This is a genomic window from Winogradskyella litoriviva (genome assembly GCF_013249065.1).
Classification (GTDB): Bacteria; Bacteroidota; Bacteroidia; order Flavobacteriales; family Flavobacteriaceae; genus Winogradskyella; species Winogradskyella litoriviva.
The window spans coordinates 97,127-119,870 of sequence record NZ_JABRWQ010000008.1 but is presented as its reverse complement, the minus strand read 5'-3'; the positions used below and the strand labels follow the sequence as shown (position 1 = coordinate 119,870).

The window sequence follows — 22,744 nt, the reverse complement described above, 5'->3', positions numbered from 1 at the left end:
TAATTTCAAATTTAAAGACAACAATTTTAAACTAAACTTGTTTCAGTAAACAACTTAATAGAATTACCCATGAAATTAGAATCACCAAAAGTTACCTTAGATAAATCAACAGAAGAAACATTTAATTTTCTTTCTGATGTTAAAAATTTTGAAAGTTTAATGCCAGAAAACATTAGCAAATTTGAAGTTTTAGAAAACGATAAATTTCTTTTTGCTTTAAAAGGAATGCCAGAAATTATCTTAAAGAAAAAAGAAGCAATACCTAATAATAAAATTGTTTTAGGAGCTGCTGGTGGAAAATTAGATTTTTCATTAATTGCAGATATCGCAGAAATTGAAGCCAATAAAACCGATGTAACTTTGCACTTTAGTGGTGAATTTAATGCAATGATGGCCATGATGATAAAAGGTCCAATCAATAAATTTATTGAGACCTTAGTAACTAACATGAAAACGGCTATTTAATATAATAGACTTATTTCCTTTAAATCAAAAGTTTTAATAATTTCATCTTCTGTCCAAACGTTTAGAAGACCTGTTTCTGTAACACTTTTAATTATTCCAGAAAAATTTCCGTGTTTAGAAGATTGAAATGTAGAAGGTTTATCCTTTCTAAAAAGTAAACTTTCATACTCCGATTTAATTTGAGAATGTTGTTTAGATTCTAATAAATCAAAATATTTTTCAAGCTGTTTTAAAATTTCAGATAAGATTTCATCCTTATTATAAACCACACCTGTCACCAAACACATAGATGATGCTTTTGGAAGGTTATCAAATGTTTTTTGATTTACATTAAGGCCAAAACCTAATATAGACCCTTGAAATTTATTGTTTTTAATGACATTTTCTATTAAAATACCGCAAATTTTAGTGTTTGCTGACAAAATGTCGTTAGGCCATTTTATACTTAACCTTGGAATTTTGAAAGACTTTAAAGCATTGTAAATAGCTAATGAAACAGCCATACTTATATAAAATTGGTCACTTACATCACAAAACAAAAGCTGCTTAAACACGCTAGCAGTAAGATTTTTACCGCTTTGAGTTTGCCAATTTGCGCCCATTTGCCCTCTACCATTAGTTTGCATTTCAGCAACAACAACCGTGTAATCCTTAGGTATAGCAACAGATACCAAGCCTCTTAAATAAGTATTTGTGGAGTCAATGGCATTAAGTTTGATTATATACATAGAAATGACAATTTTATTTTATGGTTTTCTTATGACAAATTGAGCCTACAAGAACTAAAAAAATAATAACTTTGCACAAAATTAATACAATTTAATGACGAAAGATAAAATCCCTGTAGACCAACTCATCACAACAATAATTGGTGGCATAGAAGAGGTTAAAGGAAAAGAAATCACAATTTTAGATTTACGAGAAATTGAAAACACGGTTTGTGACTATTTTATAATCTGCGAAGGAACTTCAAATACGCAAGTAAACGCAATCGTTAATTCCATACAAAAACAAGTTAGTAAAACTCTAAAAGATAAGCCTTGGCATATTGAAGGCACAGAAAATTCTGAGTGGGTTTTAATGGACTATGTTAACGTTGTGGTACATGTATTTCAAAAGCACATTAGAGAATACTACGATATTGAAAGTCTTTGGGGAGACGCTAAAACAACTCAAATAGAAACTAGTTACTAAAAAAGAGAAACGCTACTAATGGCAAAAGATAATAATAACACAAATAAAAAACCAAAATTTAGTCCGTATTGGATTTACGGATCTGTAATTGCTATATTCTTAGCAATTCAAATTTTTGGAGGTGCTGCTTTTCAGAATTCAAAAGAAATAAAAACTTCAGATTTTATAACTTATTTAAAAAATGGTGACGTAAAAGAAGTTATTGTAGTAAGCAACACAAAAACAGCTAAAGTTTATTTAACCAAAGCCGCATTACAAAAAGACGTGCATAAAAATGCCAAATCAAAAGGTATTTTACCTGCCGGAAATGAAGCAAATTACACGCTAAAATTTGGTGATCTTCAAAATTTTGAAAATAGAATTGATACCATAATTAGGGAAAATGAGTTATCTACAACTAGAGACGCTGACATAGAAAATAATGCTTGGGGAGACATCTTAATATCACTATTACCATTTGTTTTAATTATTGGTGTTTGGATCTTTATAATGCGACGTATGTCTTCTGGAGGAGGCGGTGGCGCAGGCGGACAGATATTTAATATCGGAAAATCGAAAGCAAAACTCTTTGACGAAAAATCAGATACTAAAACATCTTTTAAAGATGTTGCAGGCTTAGAAGGAGCAAAAGAAGAAGTACAAGAAATTGTGGATTTCTTAAAATTTCCTGAAAAATATACAGCCTTAGGTGGTAAAATTCCTAAAGGAGCATTACTAGTAGGACCTCCAGGAACTGGTAAAACTTTACTTGCAAAAGCTGTTGCAGGAGAAGCGCAAGTACCGTTCTTTTCCTTATCTGGTTCAGATTTTGTTGAAATGTTTGTAGGTGTTGGTGCATCTAGAGTAAGAGATTTATTTAAACAAGCTAAAGAGAAATCGCCATCAATTATATTTATTGATGAAATTGATGCCATTGGTAGAGCAAGAGGAAAAAACAACATGTCTGGCTCTAACGATGAACGTGAAAATACACTCAACCAACTCTTAACTGAAATGGATGGTTTTGGTACCAATACAAATGTAATAGTATTAGCAGCTACCAACAGAGCCGATGTTTTAGATAGTGCATTAATGAGAGCAGGTCGTTTTGACCGTCAAATTTATGTAGACCTTCCGGATGTAAGAGAACGTAAGGAAATTTTTGAAGTGCATTTACGTCCACTTAAAAAAGAAGAAACCCTAGATATAGATTTCTTAGCAAAACAAACACCAGGATTTTCTGGAGCAGATATAGCTAATGTTTGTAATGAAGCAGCTTTAATTGCAGCTCGAAAAGGCAAGAAAGCTGTTAACAAACAAGATTTCTTGGATGCTGTTGATAGAATTATTGGTGGTTTAGAAAAGAAAAATAAAATTATTACACCTGCAGAAAAAAGAGCCGTTGCTTTTCATGAAGCTGGTCACGCTACAGTAAGTTGGATGTTAGAACATGCTGCACCATTGGTAAAAGTAACAATAGTTCCTAGAGGGCGTTCTCTGGGTGCTGCTTGGTATTTACCAGAAGAACGTCTCATAGTTCACCCTGAACAAATGCTAGATGAAATGTGTGCTGCATTGGGAGGTAGAGCTGCAGAAAAAGTAATTTTCGATAAGATTTCTACTGGTGCATTAAGTGATTTAGAGAAGGTAACTAAACAAGCTAGAGCCATGGTTACCGTTTATGGTTTAAGTGATAAAGTGGGTAATCTAACTTATTATGATTCTTCAGGGCAATCAGAATATGGTTTTACTAAACCTTATAGTGAAAAAACTGCAGAACTTATAGATAAAGAAATTTCTACTATAATTGAAGAACAATATCAAAGAGCTATAACTTTATTAGAAAACAATAAAGATAAATTAACAGAATTGGCAGAAGTACTTTTAGATAAAGAAGTTATCTTTAAAGATAATCTAGAAAAGATTTTTGGCAAGCGAGATTTTGAAAAAGCAATTATTTCTGAAGAAGAGGAATAATTTCAAATTCGCTGAATCATATAAAAAACTTAAATTAACCAATTGTTAATTTAAGTTTTTTTATATTTGAAATTAACATAAACGTTAGGATTAATTGCAACTATTGAATGAGCTTATTTCGTAAATTCTTCAGAAAAAAGTCTGAACAGACCGAAGAAGACATACCTAATCAAGAGCGAGGCAAATATATGCCTGAAGTAAAGCTACCTGTAGATGAACGATTTACAATTAACTTTAAGGCAAATGGAGGCAAATTTCTATATTGTGAAAACCTTGAAGAGGTAAAGCAAAGTTTTAATGCTATATTAGATGAAAACAATTGGCATAATGATAAAGTTTTTTTAATTGATCAACGCTTAACAGAATTATTTAAAGATTTTAATTTAAACAGTACTAAAAAGCTATCGGAAAGCGCTTATTTTTTATCGACTTGCGAGTATTTAATTTCTGATGATGGATCACTATTAATTTCATCCAACCAAATTGCAGAAAAAAAACTAGTAGAATTACCAGATAACTTTATTATTTATGCAACCACTAGCCAATTTGTAGAAACTATTGGAGAAGGCCTTAAAGGTATAAAAGCAAAAAGTAAAGAATCAATTCCAACTAATATTACCACAATAAAACATTTTAAAACTGCTGATGATAAGGACTTTTTAACTTACGGAAGTAGTTCAAAAAATTTATACCTACTCTTACTAGAAGATTTATAATGAAAGAGTTAGCAACAAGAGCACTATCTGGAGCTATCTATGTTTTGCTGCTAATAGGCTCTCTATTTATGCAGGAAACTTCAGTTGTATTAATTGGAGTATTAGGCATTATAAGTTTAGCAGAATTTAGTAAATTAATAAAACTTAAAACTGTTATTCAATATATCATATTCTTCATTTTATATGGTGGAATTTGGTACTTCTGTTTTAATTACCACAACTCAATAGCTAGTAAAGAAGCCATACAGATTATTTTAGTTATTACAATTTTTGTAAATCTCATTTTAATTAAAGATTTATTTACAACTAAAAGAATTCCTCTTTTTAAATCTAAACGTTATATTTTAACTACATTCTATTTAACAAGTGGCTTTATTTTTATGCTACTTATTGCAAACTTTAACAATGAATTTACGCCATTATTATTACTTGGTGGTTTTATTCTTGTATGGGTAAATGATAGCGCAGCTTACATCGTTGGAAAGAATTTTGGGAAACAAAAATTGTTTCCAAGTATTTCGCCTAAAAAAACAGTCGAAGGCTTTTTAGGTGGTTTACTTTTTGCCTGTATCTCCAGTTATTTTATTGCCTTATATACAGAAACACTTAATTTTAATCACTGGTTAATATTAGCTATCATTGTTAGCGTTTTAGGAACCCTTGGCGACTTAATTGAATCTAAATTTAAGCGACAAGCTGGTGTAAAAGATAGTGGCGTTATAATGCCAGGACATGGTGGACTGTTAGATAGGTTAGATAGTATTATATTTGCAGCACCATTTATATATTTATTTTTAAGAATTACAAGTCATGTTTCATAAAGAAGGTCATAAAATTATATTCGTAACCCTAGTCATTGTAGTTGGTTCGTTTTTTTTAATCGATGGATTTATCACCAACGAGTGGTTACGTAAAGGGTTAATGCTAATAGTTTTAGCTTTCTTTATTTTAATTTTACAGTTTTTTAGAAATCCTAAACGAAATACACATGCTAATGGCAAACAAGCTTTATCTCCTGTAGATGGTAAAGTTGTGGTTATAGAAGAAGTTGAAGAAAACGAAGTTTTTAAAGATAAGCGTATTCAGGTCTCAGTGTTTATGTCTCCTATTAATGTGCATGTTACTCGATATCCTATTGCAGGTAAAGTAACATTTAGTAAGTATCATCCAGGTAAGTTTTTAGTAGCTTGGCACCCTAAAGCCAGTGAAGAAAACGAACGCACTACAGTTGTTGTTGAGAACGCGTCTTTTGGAAAAGTTTTATATAGACAAATTGCAGGTGCATTAGCTAAACGTATTGTTAACTACGCGAAAGTTAGCAATGAAGTAGCGCAAGGTGCAGATTCTGGATTTATAAAATTTGGATCACGAGTAGATTTATTCTTACCTTTAGATGCAAACATAAAGGTAGAACTTAACCAAAAAGTTAGAGGAGGAGAAAGCGTGATTGCAGAAATGAATTAATTCCCATGATAATTGATGGTTTCTAAAGAATTAGACATAGAATTTAACACTGCTGTAGATAGAGTAAACGACCATACAGAACCGTTTCCTGCAGATTTCTTATTACGTCTCTACGCTTACTACAAAAAAGCAACCAATAATTACGATCGCCCTAGTAGTCGTAAACCTATAATAAATGCCTTTAAAACTAATGCTTTGTTTCAGGTAAAAGATATCACTGAAGATGAAGCTAAACAAGAATATATTGATCTTGTAAATAATTATTTTTTATATAGGAAGTAAACAAACAATTACTCCCTTACTAAAGGCATTGTAGAACAGCGTAACAAACCTTCTTGCTTAGCAATCTCTGCATAAGGCACTTCTTCTACTGTAAAACCATTTTCTCTCAGCCAAGTGTTTAATCTTGTAAAGTTCTTTTCAGAAATAATAACATCTTCAGAAATAGAAAATACGTTACTATTCATATTATACATTTCTTCTTTTGTAATTTCAAATACATTCTCTTTTCCAAAGAAATTTAAGAGCCATTCATATTCTTTTTCAACCAAGAATCCATTTTTGTGAAGAATTGCTTTATCTTTTCCTATAGGTTGAAAACAACAATCTAAATGCAATGCGTTTTCCTTTGGATCTGTATTAGATTTTCTAAGTTCAAATGATTTTACGGTTTTGTGAGGAAACAATTCTTGTATGGCAATTACAGCATCCATATTAGTCCGAGCCGTAATAAAATCTGAATAATCAGCTCCAGAGTAGGTGCCAATAAAAATATAGTCGTTCCAAGGCATTACATCTCCACCCTCTACATGGCATTCCTCTGGTAAAACAATAATATTTTCCTCTCCGATTTCATCTAAAACATGTTGAATAGCCTCATACTCGCGCTCACGGTCTGGTAAGATATTAGCTTCTATCAATTTATCTTCAATGACAAAAGCAATATCTCTAGAAAATATCTGATTATAATCCTTAATTACTTTTGGTCTATATACTTTTACATCATACTTCTTAAACACAGCAGCTACAGTTTCCATTTCCTTAATCATATCACTTTCTTTAGGATAAGTACCTGCTTTTATATGCTCAATGGATTTAGGGTCGTAAGCATCTTCTATTGAAGGAATAGGACCAATACTTTCTGCTGTACCCAGGATTACCGCTTTAAGACGAGATGTTTCGTTTTGTATGTTTAATTTCATGTGTTTATACCTATTGCAATTAATCAATATTCTATATAACAGATAATTATTCTATTCGAGAATATGATATAATTATGAAATATTAATATCTCTAAAAATACGAAAAGCTTCATAATACATATGAAGCTTTTTTATTTAACTATAATTTAATTAGCGTTTGTCGATAGTTTTAAATGGTCTATAAGTTTCACCAATATAAAGTTGTCTTGGACGACCAATAGGCTCGTTTCGCATACGCATTTCTTTCCATTGTGCTATCCAACCTGGTATACGACCTAAAGCAAACATTACAGTAAACATTTCTACAGGAATTCCCATAGCTCTGTATATAATACCTGAATAGAAATCTACATTTGGATATAATTTTCTTTCTACAAAATAAGGATCTTCTAAAGCTTCTTTTTCTAGTCCTTTAGCTATATCTAATATTGGATCTTCTATACCTAAGTCAGACAATACTTCATCTGCAGCAACTTTAATTATTTTAGCTCTAGGATCAAAGTTTTTATATACTCTATGACCAAATCCCATTAGTCGGAAAGGATCATTCTTGTCTTTAGCCTTAGCCATGTATTTTTTTGTATCTCCTCCATCTGCTTTAATAGCTTCTAACATTTCTAATACTGCTTGATTAGCACCACCATGCAAAGGTCCCCAAAGTGCCGAGATACCAGAAGCAAGTGATACAAAAAGCCCAGCGTGTGAAGAACCTGTAATTCTTACGGTAGACGTAGAACAATTCTGCTCGTGATCTCCGTGTAAAATTAAAAGTTTGTCTAGCGCATTTACAAGAATTGGATTTTGTTCATATTCGCCATTAGGACTTTTAAACATCATTTTTAATATGTTTTCCACATAGCCTAATTTATCATCACCATATTCTAAAGGTAAGCCTTGTTTTTTACGCATTGTCCATGCTACAATTACAGGGAATTTACCTAAAATTGTTACAATAGAGTTGTACATTGCTACCTCTGAAGCTACATCTACACATGTTGGGTAAAATGCCGTCAGTGCACTAGTTAACGATGATAATACACCCATTGGATGTGCTGACTTAGGAAAAGCATCAAGTATCTTCTTAAGGTCATCATCAACAACAGAATGAGATTTTATATCTGCATGAAACTTTTCTAATTCTTCTTTATTTGGTAATTCTCCAAATATTAACAAATAAACCACCTCTAAGAAATCTGCCTTTTCTGCTAATTCTTCAATAGAATAACCTCTATATCTTAAGATACCTTTTTCACCATCTAAAAACGTAATGGCGCTCTCACAACTTCCTGTATTTTTATAACCTGGATCTAAAGTAATGACTCCTCCTGTTGCGCCTCTTAAACTTTTAAGATCTATTGCGACTTCGTTTTCTGTACCTACAATTAATGGAAAATCATACTTTTCTCCATTAATTTCTAATGTAGCTTTATCTGACATATCTTCTTTTCGGATTTTTATATATTATTAGTGTGGTAAATCTACAAAATATCAAACGATTTCGAAAGTAGATTTATAAACCTTTTAACATTTCAAAATAGTTAAAAAAATTGTTGTGATTTCTTTTTGAATTGAATAAAAATATAAATTTTTAAATAGCCTCAGAACACCTAATAATTATCAAAACTTTATGCATAAAAAAAACCTACAAAAACAAGTTTGTAGGTCTTTAATCTTATTATAAAAATGAATTTCTTACTTCACCTTAAAAGCATTTTCTCCTGGGAAATAAGCAACATCTCCTAATTCTTCTTCTATACGTAATAACTGATTGTATTTAGCCATACGATCACTACGAGAGGCAGAACCAGTTTTAATTTGTCCACAGTTTAACGCAACAGCTAAATCTGCAATTGTATTATCTTCTGTTTCTCCTGATCTATGAGACATAACTGAGGTATAACCTGCATTATGAGCCATATTTACTGCGGCAATTGTTTCAGTTAAAGTACCAATTTGGTTTACTTTAATTAAAATAGAATTTGCGATACCGTTTTCTATACCACGAGACAAACGTTCTACATTTGTTACGTATAAATCGTCACCTACTAATTGTACTTTATCACCTATTTGCTCTGTAAGATCTTTCCAACCATCCCAGTCGTTTTCATCCATACCATCCTCAATTGAAATGATTGGATATTTAGCAACTAATTCTGCAAGATATTTAGCTTGTTCTTTACTAGACCTTACTTCTCCTTTATCACCTTCAAAAAGTGTATAGTCATATTTACCATCTTTATAAAATTCTGCCGAAGCACAATCTAAAGCAATTTTAACATCTTCACCAAATACGTAACCAGCTTTCTCCACCGCATTTTTAATAGTATCTAAAGCATCTTCAGTACCTCCTGGTAAGTTAGGTGCAAATCCACCTTCATCTCCAACAGCTGTACTCAAATCTCTGTCATGTAATACTTTTTTAAGATTATGGAAAATCTCTGTTCCCATTTGCATAGCGTGTGTAAAGTTTTTAGCTTTAACAGGCATAATCATAAATTCTTGAAATGCTATAGGAGCATCACTATGAGAACCACCGTTAATAATGTTCATCATTGGTAATGGTAAAGTATTTGCTGATACTCCACCTACATATCTGTACAATGGCATACCTAATTCATTAGCTGCAGCTTTAGCAACAGCCAAAGAAACACCTAAAATAGCATTAGCACCTAATTTTGATTTATTTTTAGTACCATCTAAATCAATCATCATTTTATCTATGGCATTTTGCTCAAAAACAGAAACACCTAATAACTCTTGAGCAATTGTTGAGTTAACATTTTCTACAGCTTTTAAAACACCTTTACCCATGTAAGTATCTCCTCCATCTCTTAATTCTACCGCTTCATGTTCTCCAGTAGATGCTCCAGAAGGCACTGCTGCTCTTCCCATAATTCCATTCTCTGTAGTAACATCAACCTCTACTGTTGGGTTTCCTCTAGAATCTAAAATTTGTCTTGCGTGTACATTGATTATAATGCTCATTTTTATATAATTTTATATTATTTTTAATGTTATTTTCTTATCAAATTTACAAAAATATACAGCGTAAAACATAACAAAAATCATATTTCCTATTAATATTTACTATAATGTTTTCGTAACTAAAAAAACGCAATAAAACAGGTGTTTTGTTGCGTTTTTATTATTATTTACTTTTAATATTCTCTATAAATTGATCAAACAAATAGAGCGAATCATTTGGTCCAGGACTAGCCTCAGGATGATACTGAACTGAGAAACAATTTTTATCTTTTATTTGTATTCCTGCAACTGTATTGTCATTTAGATGTACATGCGTTATTTCTACATTTTCATTCGCTTCTGTTTCTTCTCTATTTATTGCAAATCCATGATTTTGCGATGTAATCTCACCTTTACCAGTAATTAAATTTTTCACAGGATGATTTATCCCTCTATGGCCATTATGCATCTTATAAGTTGAAATATTGTTTGCTAATGCAATGACCTGATGCCCTAAACAAATACCAAATAACGGCTTATTTTTAGCAATAATTTCTTTAGCTAAAGCTTGTGCGTCTACCAAAGGCTCCGGATCACCAGGTCCATTAGACAAGAAATAACCATCGGGATTGAATGCTTCTAATTCTTCAAACTTAGCATTATAAGGAAATACTTTTACATAGGCATCTCTACTTACTAAATTTCTAAGTATGTTTTTCTTTATACCAATATCTAAAGCTGCAATTTTATATGTTGCATTTTCATTACCGACAAAATAAGGCTCTTTAGTAGATACTTTAGACGCTAATTCTAAACCTTTCATAGATGGCAATTCTGCCAATTGTTTTTTAAGAGCCTCTAGATTATCTATTTCTGTAGTAATTACAGCATTCATTGCTCCATTATCCCTAATATAGCTCACCAATGCTCTTGTATCAACATCTGCAATGGCCAATGTATTATGCTTTTCAAAGAAGTCCTCTAAAGAAGCATCTGCCGCTGGTCTTGAATAGTCAAAGCTGAAATTTTTACAAATTAAACCCGCTATCTTAACATCATCTGATTCACTTTCTAACGCTTTAGTACCGTAATTACCAATATGCGCATTGGTAGTTACCATAAGCTGACCATAATAAGAAGGGTCGGTAAATATTTCTTGATAACCGGTAGTACCAGTATTAAAACAAACTTCACCAAAAGCAGTTCCTTCTTTTCCTATGGACTTACCATGAAAAATTGTTCCGTCTGCTAAAAGAATAAGGGCCTTTTTTCTTTGTCTGTATTTCATTGTTATTGAATTGAATATTTTATTGCTACTAAATCGATTTTATAACTTGTTTCCTATTGTATTATTTTGACCTCCTTTTGCGTTAGCGATTAAATGTTTTGTTTGTGCTCCTCACAGACAGAGCACAGTAAAAGCCCGACCAAATAAGTTTTTAATAAAACTTTTAGGGAAACACCCAAAACGTAACATTGCTTTGCAAAAATCCAAAAAAAAAGGATAAACTGAAACAGTCTATCCTTTATATTTATTAATGCTTATTAACATTTATTCTTCTTCCTTTGAAGCTTTAGTTTCTACTGGAGGAGTTGTAGTAGCTTTGCTACCACCTCTTCTACTTCTACGAGTCGTTTTCTTAGGAGCTTTACCAGCATTGTAGATTTCGTTGTAATCAACTAATTCTATCATTGCCATATCCGCGTTATCACCTAATCTGTTTCCTAATTTAATGATACGTGTATATCCACCTGGACGATCACCAATTTTAGTAGCTACATCTCTAAATAATTCTGTAACCGCTTCTTTTTGTCTAAGTTTAGACATTACAATACGTCTGTTATGTGTAGTATCAGTCTTAGATTTTGTAATCATTGGCTCTACAAACTGCTTTAAAGCTTTTGCCTTAGCAACGGTTGTATTAATACGTTTATGCTCAATTAATGAACAGGCCATATTAGCTAACATTGCTTTTCTGTGTGCTGTTTGTCTTCCTAAGTGATTGAATTTTTTTCCGTGTCTCATGACATTTGTTTTATCATCTTGCTACCAAACTCTTTTTTGAGGAGCAAAATATGATTAATTAATAATTATTTTAAATATGAACGCCATTCCTACAAAAGTAGAAATGGCATACTATATTTAGTCTTTGTCTAATTTATATTTACTTAAATCCATTCCGAAGTTTAAACCTTTAACGTTTACTAATTCTTCTAGCTCTGTTAAAGACTTCTTACCGAAGTTTCTAAATTTCATTAAATCATTTTTATTGAAAGATACTAAGTCTCCTAAAGTATCAACTTCTGCCGCTTTCAAACAGTTAAGTGCACGTACAGAAAGATCCATATCAACTAATTTAGTTTTCAATAGTTGTCTCATGTGAAGTGATTCTTCATCATAAGTTTCAGTCTGTGCTATTTCATCAGCCTCTAAAGTAATACGCTCATCAGAGAATAACATAAAGTGGTGAATTAATATTTTAGCTGCTTCTGTTAAAGCATCCTTTGGATTGATTGAACCGTCAGTTTGAATTTCGAAAACTAATTTTTCGTAATCCGTTTTTTGCTCTACACGGTAATTCTCAATTGCATACTTTACATTCTTAATTGGTGTGAAGATTGAATCTGTAAAGATAGTACCGATTGGTGCTGAAGCTTTCTTATTTTCTTCTGCAGGCACGTAACCTCTTCCTTTTTCAATAGTCAATTCCATATTAATGTTTACTTTAGGATCTAAGTTACAGATAACTAAATCTGTATTTAATACTTGGAAACCTGAAATAAACTTCTGGAAATCACCAGCTGTAATTTGATTTTGTCCTGATATTGAAATAGTAACAGTTTCGTTATCTATTTCATCTATTTGACGCTTAAAGTTTACTTGCTTTAAGTTTAAAATCATTTCAGTAACATCTTCAACTACTCCAGAAATTGTAGAAAACTCATGATCTACACCTTCTATTCTAACTGAAGTTATTGCAAAACCTTCTAAAGATGATAATAATACTCTTCTAAGAGCATTACCAACTGTTAATCCATATCCTGGTTCTAATGGTCTGAATTCGAATTTACCCTCGAAATCAGTAGAATCAATCATGATTACTTTGTCTGGTTTTTGAAAATTTAATATTGCCATTTTTCTTCGTTTTAATTGTTATTTAGTTGCGCGATTTAAAAGTTTGAAGAACACTAATAAATCCTTTGGCCAAATACCAATATGATTAATTATTATTTAGAGTAAAGTTCAACGATAAATTGTTCGTTGATTTGTTCTGGAATCTGAATTCTAGCAGGAACAGAAACATAAGTTCCTTCCATTGAACCATTATTCCAAGTAATCCATTCAAATACATTACTTGAATTAGATAATGAGTTTTGAATAGTTTCTAAAGATTTTGATTTTTCTCTAACACCTACAACATCACCAGCTTTTAATTGGTAAGAAGGAATATTTACTTTTTCACCATTTACTGTAATGTGTCTATGTGAAACTAGTTGTCTAGCACCACTTCTTGTTGGAGCAATACCCATTCTGTAAACCACATTATCTAAACGAGACTCACATAATTGTAGTAATACCTCACCAGTAATACCTTGTGCTGCAGTTGCTCTTTTAAACATGTTTCTGAATTGCTTTTCTAATATACCATAAGTATATTTAGCTTTTTGCTTCTCCATTAATTGAATAGCATATTCAGATTTTTTACCACGACGACGGTTATTACCATGTTGCCCTGGAGGGTAATTTCTTTTTTCGAAGGCTTTATCATCTCCGAAAATCGCTTGTCCAAATTTACGAGCGATTTTAGTTTTAGGACCAGTATATCTTGCCATTTTAAATTTGTTTTGAGAGTGATTTTAGAATTAAGGTCTTAATCTTATCCTTCTATAACCGTTAACCTCTCGGTTGATACTTGTATTAATTTTTCAGTTTGCAAATTTATGCAAAATAAACTAATATCAATACATAATAATGAATGATATTAGTTTACCTATATATTTTGAGAATTTTCTAACTAAATTTATTAGAAAACTGAATCTAATTCAGATTAAACTCTACGTCTTTTTGGTGGACGACAACCGTTATGTGGCATTGGAGTTACATCAATAATTTCTGAAACTTCGATACCAGCATTGTGTATTGATCTTATAGCAGATTCTCTACCATTACCTGGACCTTTTACATATGCTTTTACTTTCTTTAATCCAGCTTCTTTTGCTACACCTGCAGCATCTTCTGCAGCTAATTGTGCAGCATATGGTGTGTTCTTTTTAGAACCTCTAAAACCCATTTTACCTGCTGATGACCAAGAAATTACGTCACCTTTTTTATTTGTTAAAGAAATAATGATGTTATTAAAAGAAGCTGTAATATGAGCCTCACCAATTGCATCTACAATTACTTTACGTTTTTTAGTACTTGACTTTGCCATGTTTACTTTTAGTTTTTAGTATTAGTTTAAAGTCGCTAGAATCCTAAACCGTTAAATTTCAAACAGATTCTTTCCAACGTCTAAAGACTAAAGACTATTTTATTATTTAGTTACTTTCTTTTTATTAGCAACCGTTTTTCTTCTACCTTTTCTAGTACGAGAGTTATTCTTAGTACGTTGTCCTCTTAAAGGAAGCCCAACTCTATGACGAATACCTCTGTAACAACCAATATCCATTAATCGCTTAATGTTCATTTGTGTTTCCGAACGTAATTCACCTTCGATTTTAAACGTTCCAACAGCGTCACGGATTGCTCCTATTTCGTCATCAGTCCAATCTTGTACTTTAGTGCTTTCGTCAACTTTAGCTGTTGCTAAAATTTCTTTTGCTCTACTTCTACCTACTCCGTAGATATAAGTTAAAGAGATAACTCCTCTTTTCTGTTTTGGTATGTCTACACCTGCAATTCTTGCCATAATTACCCTTGTCTTTGTTTGAATCTAGGATTCTTTTTGTTAATGACGTAAAGTCTACCTTTTCTGCGCACTAATTTACAGTCTGCGCTTCTTTTCTTTACTGATGCTCTAACTTTCATCGTATTAGTATCTATAAGTTATGCGAGCCTTAGTTAAATCGTAAGGACTCATTTCTAATTTCACTTTATCACCTGGTAATAACTTAATATAATGCATACGCATTTTACCAGAGATATGTGCAGTCACTATATGACCATTTTCTAATTCTACTCGAAACATAGCATTAGATAATGCTTCTATTATTGTTCCGTCTTGTTCTATTGCTGCTTGTTTTGCCATAATAATATCTTATTGCGCAACAGTTTTTCTATTCTTACCTGTCTTCATCAAACCATCATAATGCTTATTTAATAAATAAGAATTAATCTGTTGCATTGTATCTATTGCTACACCTACCATAATTAATAGAGAAGTACCACCAAAGAATAATGCCCACCCAGATTGTACGTTCATTAATTTCATAACCAGTGCAGGAAATATTGCTACTAGTGCTAAAAATATAGAGCCTGGTAATGTTATTTGAGACATAATTTTATCCAAATATTCAGAGGTTTCAGATCCTGGACGAATACCTGGAATAAATCCACCACTACGTTTAAGGTCATCCGCCATTTTATTTGTAGGTACAGTAATTGCCGTATAAAAATAAGTAAATATTATTATTAATAAAGCAAATATCAAATTGTACCAAAAGCCAAACATATCAGAAAAATTAGCTTGCATCCAAAGACCAGCTGATGTATCTTTTAACCAAGATGAACTACCTATTAAACCAGGAACAAACATAATGGCTTGTGCAAAGATAATTGGCATTACACCAGAAGCGTTTAACTTTAGTGGTAAAAATTGACGAGATCCAAATACATTTTTCTCATAACCACCAGATGCCGTTCTTCTTGCATATTGAACAGCAATCTTTCTTACCGCCATTACTAAGAATACAGATGCTAGGATAATTAAGAACCAAATAACTAATTCTATTAATATCATCATAAATCCACCATTACCACCTTCTAATCTAGAAACTGCATTTTGAACAAATGATTGAGGTAACCTAGCTATAATACCTACCATAATTAATAATGAAATACCATTACCAATTCCTTTATCAGTAATCTTTTCTCCTAACCACATTGCAAATACACAACCTGTTACAAGAATTATCACTGATGAAAAGTAGAAAATATTATCACTGAATCCTGGTACTAATAAAGCACCCATTGATGTTGCGCCCGATAATGAAGGAATACTAGCCAAATAACCAGGTGCTTGAACTAAACAAATACCAATTGTTAACCAACGAGTAATCTGAGTAATTTTCTTCTGCCCACTAGCTCCTTCTTTTTGAAGCTTCTGTAAATAAGGAATCGCAATACCCATTAATTGAACAACAATGGAAGCAGAAATGTAAGGCATAATACCTAATGCAAAAACTGATGCATTAGCAAATGCACCACCTGTAAAGGCATTTAATAATCCCATGATTCCGCCATCCATACCAGCTTGCAAACCACCTAAGGCATCAATATTAATACCAGGTAATACAACCTGTGCACCAAAACGATAAACCAAAAGCAAACCTAAGGTTAGAATAATTCTATCCTTAAGTTCTGTGATTTTCCAAACGTTTTTTAATGTATCTATTATTTTCATCCTATAAATCTTATAAAGTTACAGCTTCACCACCAGCCGCTTCAATTGCAGCTTTTGCCGTAGCAGTAAATTTATGAGCAGTTACTGTTAATTTTGTTTTTAACTCTCCTCTCCCTAAGATTTTTACTAGCTCATTTTTACCAGCTAATCCCATAGAAACTAAAGATTCAAAGTCAACACTATTTTTAACTTTCTTTTCATCTACTAACTTTTGTAACGTATCTAGGTTTATACCTTGATATTCTACTCTGTTAATGTTTGTAAAACCAAATTTAGGAACACGTCTTTGTAAAGGCATTTGACCACCTTCAAATCCTAACTTCTTAGAATAACCAGAACGAGATTTTGCACCTTTGTGACCACGAGTTGCCGTACCACCTTTACCAGAACCTTGTCCACGTCCTATACGCTTCCCTTGATTTTTTACTGAACCTTCTGCAGGTTTTAAATTACTTAAATCCATTGTTAAGTTATATTTTTAAGCTTCCTCTACAGAAACTAAATGTTCAACTTTCTTAACCATACCAAGGATGTTTGGTGTGGCATCATGCTCTACTACTTGTCCAATCTTTTTTAAACCTAAAGCTAATAATGTTAACTTTTGTCTTTTAGTACGATTGATTGCACTTTTTACTTTCTTTACTTTAATCTTTGCCATCTTATCCTATCGATTATCCGTTAAATACTTTTTCAAGTGAAATTCCACGTTCTTTAGCTACAGACTTAGCATCTCTTAATTGTAATAAAGCATCAAAAGTAGCTTTTACAACATTGTGAGGGTTTGAAGAACCTTGAGACTTAGACAATACATCATGTACACCTACAGCTTCAAGTACAACTCTTACAGCACCACCAGCAATTACACCTGTACCAGGAGCTGCCGGAATAATGTTTACTCTAGCACCACCATACTTACCTTTTTGTTCGTGTGGTAACGTACCTTTAATGATAGGAATTCTTACTAAGTTTTTCTTAGCATCTTCAACTGCTTTCGCAATTGCAGTAGCTACATCTTTAGATTTACCTAAACCATGTCCTACAACATTAGTTTCGTCACCTACAACAACAATTGCAGAAAAACCAAATGCTCTACCACCTTTTGTTACCTTAGTTACACGCTGTACACCTACTAAACGATCTTTTAATTCTAATCCGCCTGGTTTAACAAGCTCTGCGTTTTTATATTTTTGATACATAATGTCTTAAAATTTAAGTCCTGCTTCTCTAGCACCTTCTGCTAATGATTTTACTCTTCCGTGATATAAGTAACCACCCCTATCAAAAGAAATAGTTTCAACACCAGCCTTCATAGCTTTTTCTGCAACAGATTTACCTACTAAAGTAGCTATCTCTGTTTTGTTCCCTTTAGACTTAGCTATATCCTTATCTCTTGAGGATGCAGCAGCTAAAGTTTTACCAGATACATCATCTACGACTTGAGCATAAATCTCTTTATTACTTCTAAAAACAGCTAATCTTGGTTTCGTTTCTGTACCAGATACTACCTTACGGATTCTGTTTTTAATTCTTAATCTTCTTTCGTTCTTTGTCAATGCCATAACTTACTTATTACGCTGATTTACCTGCTTTTCTTCTAATTTCTTCACCAACAAACTTGATACCTTTTCCTTTGTAAGGTTCTGGTTTTCTGAAGCCACGTATCTTAGCAGCAACTTGACCTACTAATTGTTTGTCAAAAGACGTTAATTTTACTATTGGATTTTTTCCTTTCTCCGAGATTGTTTCAACTTTCACCTCTGGAGCAATATCCATAACAATGTTATGCGAAAATCCAACTGCTAAATCTAACTTTTGTCCTTGATTAGAAGCTCTATAACCTACACCAACTAATTCTAGTTCTTTGGTCCAACCTTTAGAAACACCTTCTATCATATTAGCAATTAATGCTCTGTAAAGACCATGTTTTGCTCTTAAATCTTTCTTATCAGAAGAACGTTCTAATGTAATAGTACCGTCCTCTAATTTAATTTCAATATCTGAATACTCTTGAGATAATTCACCTAATTTACCTTTTGCAGTAATTACGTTTTCTTTTATTTCAAGTGTTACACCTTCAGGAACTGTTATTGGGTTTTTACCTATTCTTGACATAATTTCCTGTTTTTAGTATACGTAACATAAAACTTCACCACCAACATTTTCTCTTTGCGCTTGTTTACCTGTCATTACACCATGAGATGTCGAAACAATTGCAATACCTAGACCATTAAGGATTCTTGGCATCTCGTTAGAAGAAGCATATTTACGTAAACCTGGTTTACTGATTCTTTGAATTTTTTTAATGACTGACTCTTTAGTATCCTTACTGTACTTCAAAGCAATTTTTATAGTACCTTGAACTGTTGAATCGTCAAATTTATAACTTAAGATAAATCCTTGATCGAATAATATCTTAGTTATTTCTTTTTTTAAGTTAGATGCAGGTATTTCAACCACTCTGTGATTTGCTTTCACTGCATTTCTAACTCGCGTTAAATAATCCGCTATTGGATCTGTATACATATGTATTAATTTGCGGTAGCGGTTTTCGGCACTATTGCCAAACCTGAAACCAATTTATAATTTTACCAACTTGCCTTCTTAACACCAGGAATTAAACCTTGGTTAGCCATTTCTCTAAATGTTACACGAGAAATTCCAAATTGTCTCATATAACCTTTTGGTCTTCCTGTTAATTTACAACGGTTATGCTGACGAATAGGAGAAGCATTTTTAGGTAATTTCTGTAATGCTTCATAATCTCCAGCTTCTTTTAAAGCCTTACGTTTTTCTGCATATTTTGCTACCGTTTTAGAACGCTTAACCTCACGGGCTTTCATTGATTCTTTAGCCATAATTAATTCTTTTTAAATGGTAATCCTAGTTCTGTTAATAAAGACTTCGCTTCCTTATCTGTCTCTGCAGTAGTAACGAATGTTATATCCATACCTGAAATTTTATTGATTTTATCAATATCGATTTCTGGAAAAATAATTTGTTCTACAACCCCTAAATTATAGTTTCCACGACCATCAAAACCTGTTGCTTTGATTCCGTTAAAATCTCTAACTCGTGGTAAAGCTGAAGTTACTAAACGATCTAAGAATTCATACATTTGTTCACCTCTAAGAGTTACTTTTGCACCAATTGGCATTCCTTTTCGTAACTTAAATGAAGCAACATCCTTCTTAGACATTGTTTGTATAGCTTTCTGTCCTGATATTTTTGTAAGTTCCTCTACTGCGTGATCGATTAATTTCTTATCCGCAACAGCAGCACCAACACCTTTAGATATTACTATCTTAGTAAGCTTAGGTACTTGCATTACATTTTTATATCCAAATTCTTCGGTAAGAGCAGAAACGATTTTGTCCTTATACTCTTGTTTTAATCTTGCAACGTAAGCCATAATTAAATTACTTCATTAGATTTTTTAGAAAATCTCACTTTATTATCACCATCCATTCTATAACCAACTCTTGTTGCTTCACCTTTAGAGGTTAACAATGTTAAATTAGAAATATGAATTGATGCTTCCTTCTCAACAATACCACCTTGAGGGTTTTGTGCACTTGGTTTAGTATGTTTCTTAACCATATTTACACCTTCCACAATGGCTTTGTTCTTATCCATTAATACTTTAAGTACTTTACCTTCTGAACCTTTATGGTCTCCAGCAACAACTTTTACTGTATCTCCTGATTTTATTTTAAGCTTTGTCATTTTATTTATCAATTAAAGCACTTCTGGTGCCAATGATACAATTTTCATGAATTGTTTATCACGAAGTTCTCTAGCTACAGGACCAAATACACGCGTCCCTCTCATTTCCCCTTGAGGATTTAATAGTACACATGCGTTATCGTCAAATCTAATGTAAGATCCATCTGGACGTCTCACCTCTTTAGCTGTACGCACAACAACTGCCGTTGAAACAGCACCTTTTTTGATGTTACCGTTAGGTGTAGCGTCTTTAACAGATACTACAATTTTATCACCAACAGAAGCGTACCTTCTTTTTGTTCCTCCTAATACACGGATAGTTAAAACTTCCTTTGCACCAGTGTTATCAGCTACTTTTAATCTTGATTCTTGTTGTACCATAATTACTTCGCTCTTTCAATTATTTCTACTAATCTCCAACATTTAGATTTACTTAAAGGTCTTGTTTCCATGATCTTTACAGTATCGCCTTCGTTGCAGTCGTTTGTCTCATCGTGTGCGACATATTTCTTTGTCTTTAACACGAATTTTCCATACATAGGGTGTTTTACTTTCTTAACTTCTGAAACAACAATAGATTTCTCCATTTTGTTACTAGTTACGATCCCTATACGTTCTTTTCTTAAGTTTCTTTTTTCCATCTTTCAGCAGAATACAATTATTGTACGTCTCTTTTAGTTAATTCGGTTGCCACTCTAGCTACTGTACGACGAGCGACACGTAACTGAATAGGATTGTCTAAAGGAGAAATAGTATGAGCCATTTTTAGGTCTATATAACTCTTTTTAGTCTCACTAAGTTTCTCTTGTAACTCAGCCGTTGAAAGCTGTTTAATTTCTGATTGCTTCATAATATCTTTTTATTAAGCTTCGTAATCTCTAGCTATGATAAACTTAGTTTTTACCGGAAGTTTCTGTGCTGCTAAACGTAAAGCCTCTTGAGCTACGTCTAATGGCACTCCACTTATTTCAAATAACATACGTCCTGGTTTCACAACTGCTGCCCAATATTCAACACCACCTTTACCTTTACCCATACGTACTTCAAGAGGTTTCTTTGTTATAGGCTTGTCTGGAAAAATTTTAATCCATAACGACCCTTCTCTTTTCATGTAACGAGTTGCTGCAATACGTGCCGCTTCTATTTGACGAGCAGTAATAAAAGTAGACTCTAGTGATTTGATACCGAAAGTTCCATTTGATAATAAATGACCTCTTCCAGCATTTCCTTTCATGCGTCCTTTTTGCTGCTTACGAAATTTTGTTCTTTTAGGCTGTAACATTTTGTCTTTTCTTTAAAAAATTACTTTCTACGACGAGATTGGTTCTTATTTCCACCACGTCCACCTTTACTCTTTTGTTTAGATAAACCAACTAATGGAGAAAGTTCTCTTTTTCCATAAACTTCGCCTTTCATTATCCAAACTTTGATGCCCAATCTACCATAAGTAGTATGTGCTTCTACTAGAGCATAATCAATATCAGCTCTAAATGTAGATAAAGGAATACGACCTTCTTTATAATGCTCTGAACGCGCCATTTCAGCACCGTTCAAACGACCACTAATCTGAATTTTAATTCCTTCTGCATTCATACGCATGGCAGCTGCAATAGCCATCTTTATAGCACGTCTGTAAGAAATTCTACTTTCAATCTGACGAGCCACACTTGCTGCTACTAAATACGCATCTAGTTCAGGTCTTTTAATTTCAAAGATGTTCAATTGAACCTCTTTACCAGTAATTTTCTTAAGCTCTTCTTTTAACTTATCTACCTCTTGTCCACCTTTACCGATAATAATACCAGGTCTAGCAGTAGTGATAGTAACGGTTACAAGTTTAAGTGTACGCTCAATAATTACTCTACTTACACTAGCTTTAGATAAACGCGCGTGAACGTATTTTCTAATCTTATCGTCTTCGGCAAGTTTATCACCATAATCGTTTCCTCCATACCAGTTAGATTCCCATCCTCTAATAATTCCTAAGCGATTTCCGATTGGATTTGTCTTTTGTCCCATATCTCTATCTTAGCTTTGTGTTTTATTTATTGCATCTACTACCACTGTTACATGGTTAGATCTCTTTCTTATTCTATGTGCTCTACCTTGAGGAGCTGGTCTTAAACGCTTTAGCATTGCTCCACCATCTACTCTTATCTCTTTTATAAAAAGATTAGCTTCCTCAACATCCGCATCTTCATTCTTAGCTTGCCAGTTTGCAATTGCAGACATTACAAGTTTCTCTAATCTACGAGACGCTTCTTTTTGGCTAAATCTAAGAATCTGAAGAGCTTTCTCAGCCTTTTCACCTCTTACTAAATCCGCTACTAAACGCATTTTTCTTGGTGATGTAGGACAGTTATTTAGCTTAGCAAAAGCAACCTGCTTCTTTTCAGCCTTAATAGCTTCCGCCATTTGTTTTTTACGACTTCCCATG

Annotated in this window: 35 protein-coding genes; 7 read left to right on the top strand and 28 right to left on the bottom strand. The window is 32.8% G+C overall.

Annotated elements, in window-relative coordinates; translation table 11 throughout:
- Positions 1 to 69: 69 nt before the first annotated feature.
- On the top strand, positions 70 to 465 hold the full coding sequence (locus tag HNV10_RS16315) for an SRPBCC family protein (RefSeq protein WP_173302456.1): 396 nt from the start codon (positions 70 to 72) through the stop codon (positions 463 to 465).
- Here the strand turns inward: HNV10_RS16315 and HNV10_RS16310 are convergent.
- Complete coding sequence (locus HNV10_RS16310) at positions 462 to 1,193, bottom strand: biotin--[acetyl-CoA-carboxylase] ligase (protein WP_173302455.1); 732 nt, start codon at positions 1,191 to 1,193, stop codon at positions 462 to 464. The two genes, HNV10_RS16315 and HNV10_RS16310, sit on opposite strands and share 4 nt — an antisense overlap.
- 94 nt (positions 1,194 to 1,287) lie before the next feature.
- Here HNV10_RS16310 and rsfS point away from each other — a divergent pair, with 94 nt between their 5' ends.
- The 6 genes from rsfS (at position 1,288) to HNV10_RS16280 (ending at position 6,077) form a co-directional block, all read left to right on the top strand.
- Entirely contained in the window at positions 1,288 to 1,659 is a 372-nt protein-coding gene (gene rsfS, locus HNV10_RS16305; protein WP_173302454.1) for a ribosome silencing factor, read from the top strand.
- An 18-nt stretch (positions 1,660 to 1,677) separates the two neighbouring features.
- Positions 1,678 to 3,615: an ATP-dependent zinc metalloprotease FtsH gene (ftsH, locus tag HNV10_RS16300; RefSeq protein WP_173302453.1), complete on the top strand. Its 1,938-nt coding sequence runs from the start codon at positions 1,678 to 1,680 to the stop codon at positions 3,613 to 3,615.
- Positions 3,616 to 3,722: 107 nt separating this feature from the next.
- On the top strand, positions 3,723 to 4,331 hold the full coding sequence (locus HNV10_RS16295; RefSeq protein WP_173302452.1) for an LUD domain-containing protein: 609 nt from the start codon (positions 3,723 to 3,725) through the stop codon (positions 4,329 to 4,331).
- A complete protein-coding gene (locus HNV10_RS16290; RefSeq protein WP_173302451.1) occupies positions 4,331 to 5,152 on the top strand; it encodes a phosphatidate cytidylyltransferase in 822 nt (273 codons plus the stop codon). Before HNV10_RS16295 ends, HNV10_RS16290 begins: the two co-directional genes overlap by 1 nt.
- Complete coding sequence (locus HNV10_RS16285) at positions 5,142 to 5,795, top strand: phosphatidylserine decarboxylase family protein (protein ID WP_173302450.1); 654 nt, start codon at positions 5,142 to 5,144, stop codon at positions 5,793 to 5,795. The genes HNV10_RS16290 and HNV10_RS16285 overlap by 11 nt, the downstream gene beginning before the upstream one ends.
- A 15-nt stretch (positions 5,796 to 5,810) precedes the next feature.
- Positions 5,811 to 6,077 (top strand): acyl-CoA-binding protein, encoded by a 267-nt coding sequence (locus HNV10_RS16280; RefSeq protein ID WP_173302449.1) that lies wholly within the window; start codon positions 5,811 to 5,813, stop codon positions 6,075 to 6,077.
- 8 nt (positions 6,078 to 6,085) lie between these two features.
- Here the strand turns inward: HNV10_RS16280 and HNV10_RS16275 are convergent, their stop codons facing one another.
- From HNV10_RS16275 to rplV, 27 genes are all read right to left on the bottom strand, one after another.
- Positions 6,086 to 6,997 (bottom strand): dimethylarginine dimethylaminohydrolase family protein, encoded by a 912-nt coding sequence (locus HNV10_RS16275; RefSeq protein ID WP_173302448.1) that lies wholly within the window; start codon positions 6,995 to 6,997, stop codon positions 6,086 to 6,088.
- Positions 6,998 to 7,147: 150 nt separating this feature from the next.
- Positions 7,148 to 8,434, bottom strand: a complete 1,287-nt coding sequence (locus HNV10_RS16270) for a citrate synthase (RefSeq protein ID WP_173302447.1) — start codon at positions 8,432 to 8,434, stop codon at positions 7,148 to 7,150.
- A 255-nt stretch (positions 8,435 to 8,689) separates the two neighbouring features.
- Positions 8,690 to 9,982, bottom strand: a complete 1,293-nt coding sequence (gene eno / locus HNV10_RS16265; RefSeq protein ID WP_173302446.1) for a phosphopyruvate hydratase — start codon at positions 9,980 to 9,982, stop codon at positions 8,690 to 8,692.
- Positions 9,983 to 10,145: 163 nt separating this feature from the next.
- Positions 10,146 to 11,249 carry a glutamine-hydrolyzing carbamoyl-phosphate synthase small subunit gene (gene carA, locus HNV10_RS16260; protein WP_173302445.1) on the bottom strand — a complete coding sequence of 368 codons (1,104 nt, stop codon included), beginning with the start codon at positions 11,247 to 11,249 and terminating at the stop codon, positions 10,146 to 10,148.
- Positions 11,250 to 11,513: 264 nt separating this feature from the next.
- Positions 11,514 to 11,987, bottom strand: a complete 474-nt coding sequence (gene rplQ, locus HNV10_RS16255; protein ID WP_173302444.1) for a 50S ribosomal protein L17 — start codon at positions 11,985 to 11,987, stop codon at positions 11,514 to 11,516.
- Between the two features lie 117 nt (positions 11,988 to 12,104).
- Positions 12,105 to 13,097, bottom strand: a complete 993-nt coding sequence (locus HNV10_RS16250; RefSeq protein ID WP_173302443.1) for a DNA-directed RNA polymerase subunit alpha — start codon at positions 13,095 to 13,097, stop codon at positions 12,105 to 12,107.
- 92 nt (positions 13,098 to 13,189) lie between these two features.
- Positions 13,190 to 13,795 (bottom strand): 30S ribosomal protein S4, encoded by a 606-nt coding sequence (gene rpsD, locus HNV10_RS16245; protein WP_173302442.1) that lies wholly within the window; start codon positions 13,793 to 13,795, stop codon positions 13,190 to 13,192.
- Positions 13,796 to 14,010: 215 nt separating this feature from the next.
- Positions 14,011 to 14,394, bottom strand: coding sequence for a 30S ribosomal protein S11 (rpsK, locus tag HNV10_RS16240; RefSeq protein ID WP_115818536.1), 384 nt, complete (start codon positions 14,392 to 14,394; stop codon positions 14,011 to 14,013).
- A gap of 102 nt (positions 14,395 to 14,496) precedes the next feature.
- Complete coding sequence (rpsM, locus tag HNV10_RS16235) at positions 14,497 to 14,871, bottom strand: 30S ribosomal protein S13 (protein ID WP_173302441.1); 375 nt, start codon at positions 14,869 to 14,871, stop codon at positions 14,497 to 14,499.
- A 2-nt stretch (positions 14,872 to 14,873) separates the two neighbouring features.
- On the bottom strand, positions 14,874 to 14,990 hold the full coding sequence (gene ykgO / locus HNV10_RS16230) for a type B 50S ribosomal protein L36 (protein ID WP_008269159.1): 117 nt from the start codon (positions 14,988 to 14,990) through the stop codon (positions 14,874 to 14,876).
- Positions 14,991 to 14,994: 4 nt separating this feature from the next.
- Entirely contained in the window at positions 14,995 to 15,210 is a 216-nt protein-coding gene (infA, locus tag HNV10_RS16225) for a translation initiation factor IF-1 (RefSeq protein ID WP_007094967.1), read from the bottom strand.
- Between the two features lie 9 nt (positions 15,211 to 15,219).
- Positions 15,220 to 16,584 (bottom strand): preprotein translocase subunit SecY, encoded by a 1,365-nt coding sequence (secY, locus tag HNV10_RS16220; protein ID WP_173302440.1) that lies wholly within the window; start codon positions 16,582 to 16,584, stop codon positions 15,220 to 15,222.
- 10 nt (positions 16,585 to 16,594) lie between these two features.
- Positions 16,595 to 17,047 carry a 50S ribosomal protein L15 gene (gene rplO / locus HNV10_RS16215; protein ID WP_173302439.1) on the bottom strand — a complete coding sequence of 151 codons (453 nt, stop codon included), beginning with the start codon at positions 17,045 to 17,047 and terminating at the stop codon, positions 16,595 to 16,597.
- 15 nt (positions 17,048 to 17,062) lie between these two features.
- A complete protein-coding gene (gene rpmD / locus HNV10_RS16210; protein WP_008269164.1) occupies positions 17,063 to 17,242 on the bottom strand; it encodes a 50S ribosomal protein L30 in 180 nt (59 codons plus the stop codon).
- 13 nt (positions 17,243 to 17,255) lie between these two features.
- Entirely contained in the window at positions 17,256 to 17,780 is a 525-nt protein-coding gene (gene rpsE / locus HNV10_RS16205) for a 30S ribosomal protein S5 (RefSeq protein WP_173302438.1), read from the bottom strand.
- Between the two features lie 6 nt (positions 17,781 to 17,786).
- A complete protein-coding gene (gene rplR / locus HNV10_RS16200; RefSeq protein WP_173302437.1) occupies positions 17,787 to 18,143 on the bottom strand; it encodes a 50S ribosomal protein L18 in 357 nt (118 codons plus the stop codon).
- A 10-nt stretch (positions 18,144 to 18,153) separates the two neighbouring features.
- Positions 18,154 to 18,696 carry a 50S ribosomal protein L6 gene (gene rplF / locus HNV10_RS16195; protein WP_173302436.1) on the bottom strand — a complete coding sequence of 181 codons (543 nt, stop codon included), beginning with the start codon at positions 18,694 to 18,696 and terminating at the stop codon, positions 18,154 to 18,156.
- A 12-nt stretch (positions 18,697 to 18,708) separates the two neighbouring features.
- Complete coding sequence (rpsH, locus tag HNV10_RS16190; protein WP_173302435.1) at positions 18,709 to 19,107, bottom strand: 30S ribosomal protein S8; 399 nt, start codon at positions 19,105 to 19,107, stop codon at positions 18,709 to 18,711.
- A 62-nt stretch (positions 19,108 to 19,169) separates the two neighbouring features.
- Complete coding sequence (rpsN, locus tag HNV10_RS16185; protein WP_173281857.1) at positions 19,170 to 19,439, bottom strand: 30S ribosomal protein S14; 270 nt, start codon at positions 19,437 to 19,439, stop codon at positions 19,170 to 19,172.
- Between the two features lie 2 nt (positions 19,440 to 19,441).
- Positions 19,442 to 19,993 carry a 50S ribosomal protein L5 gene (rplE, locus tag HNV10_RS16180; protein WP_173302434.1) on the bottom strand — a complete coding sequence of 184 codons (552 nt, stop codon included), beginning with the start codon at positions 19,991 to 19,993 and terminating at the stop codon, positions 19,442 to 19,444.
- 2 nt (positions 19,994 to 19,995) lie between these two features.
- A complete protein-coding gene (rplX, locus tag HNV10_RS16175) occupies positions 19,996 to 20,307 on the bottom strand; it encodes a 50S ribosomal protein L24 (protein WP_173302433.1) in 312 nt (103 codons plus the stop codon).
- Between the two features lie 12 nt (positions 20,308 to 20,319).
- Positions 20,320 to 20,688, bottom strand: coding sequence for a 50S ribosomal protein L14 (gene rplN, locus HNV10_RS16170; RefSeq protein ID WP_173281854.1), 369 nt, complete (start codon positions 20,686 to 20,688; stop codon positions 20,320 to 20,322).
- 2 nt (positions 20,689 to 20,690) lie between these two features.
- Entirely contained in the window at positions 20,691 to 20,948 is a 258-nt protein-coding gene (gene rpsQ / locus HNV10_RS16165) for a 30S ribosomal protein S17 (protein WP_040756784.1), read from the bottom strand.
- Between the two features lie 17 nt (positions 20,949 to 20,965).
- Positions 20,966 to 21,157 carry a 50S ribosomal protein L29 gene (gene rpmC / locus HNV10_RS16160; RefSeq protein WP_173302432.1) on the bottom strand — a complete coding sequence of 64 codons (192 nt, stop codon included), beginning with the start codon at positions 21,155 to 21,157 and terminating at the stop codon, positions 20,966 to 20,968.
- A 12-nt stretch (positions 21,158 to 21,169) separates the two neighbouring features.
- Complete coding sequence (gene rplP / locus HNV10_RS16155) at positions 21,170 to 21,589, bottom strand: 50S ribosomal protein L16 (protein ID WP_008269176.1); 420 nt, start codon at positions 21,587 to 21,589, stop codon at positions 21,170 to 21,172.
- 20 nt (positions 21,590 to 21,609) lie between these two features.
- Entirely contained in the window at positions 21,610 to 22,326 is a 717-nt protein-coding gene (rpsC, locus tag HNV10_RS16150) for a 30S ribosomal protein S3 (protein WP_173302431.1), read from the bottom strand.
- Positions 22,327 to 22,335: 9 nt separating this feature from the next.
- A complete protein-coding gene (gene rplV / locus HNV10_RS16145; RefSeq protein ID WP_173302430.1) occupies positions 22,336 to 22,743 on the bottom strand; it encodes a 50S ribosomal protein L22 in 408 nt (135 codons plus the stop codon).
- Position 22,744 lies beyond the last annotated feature (1 nt).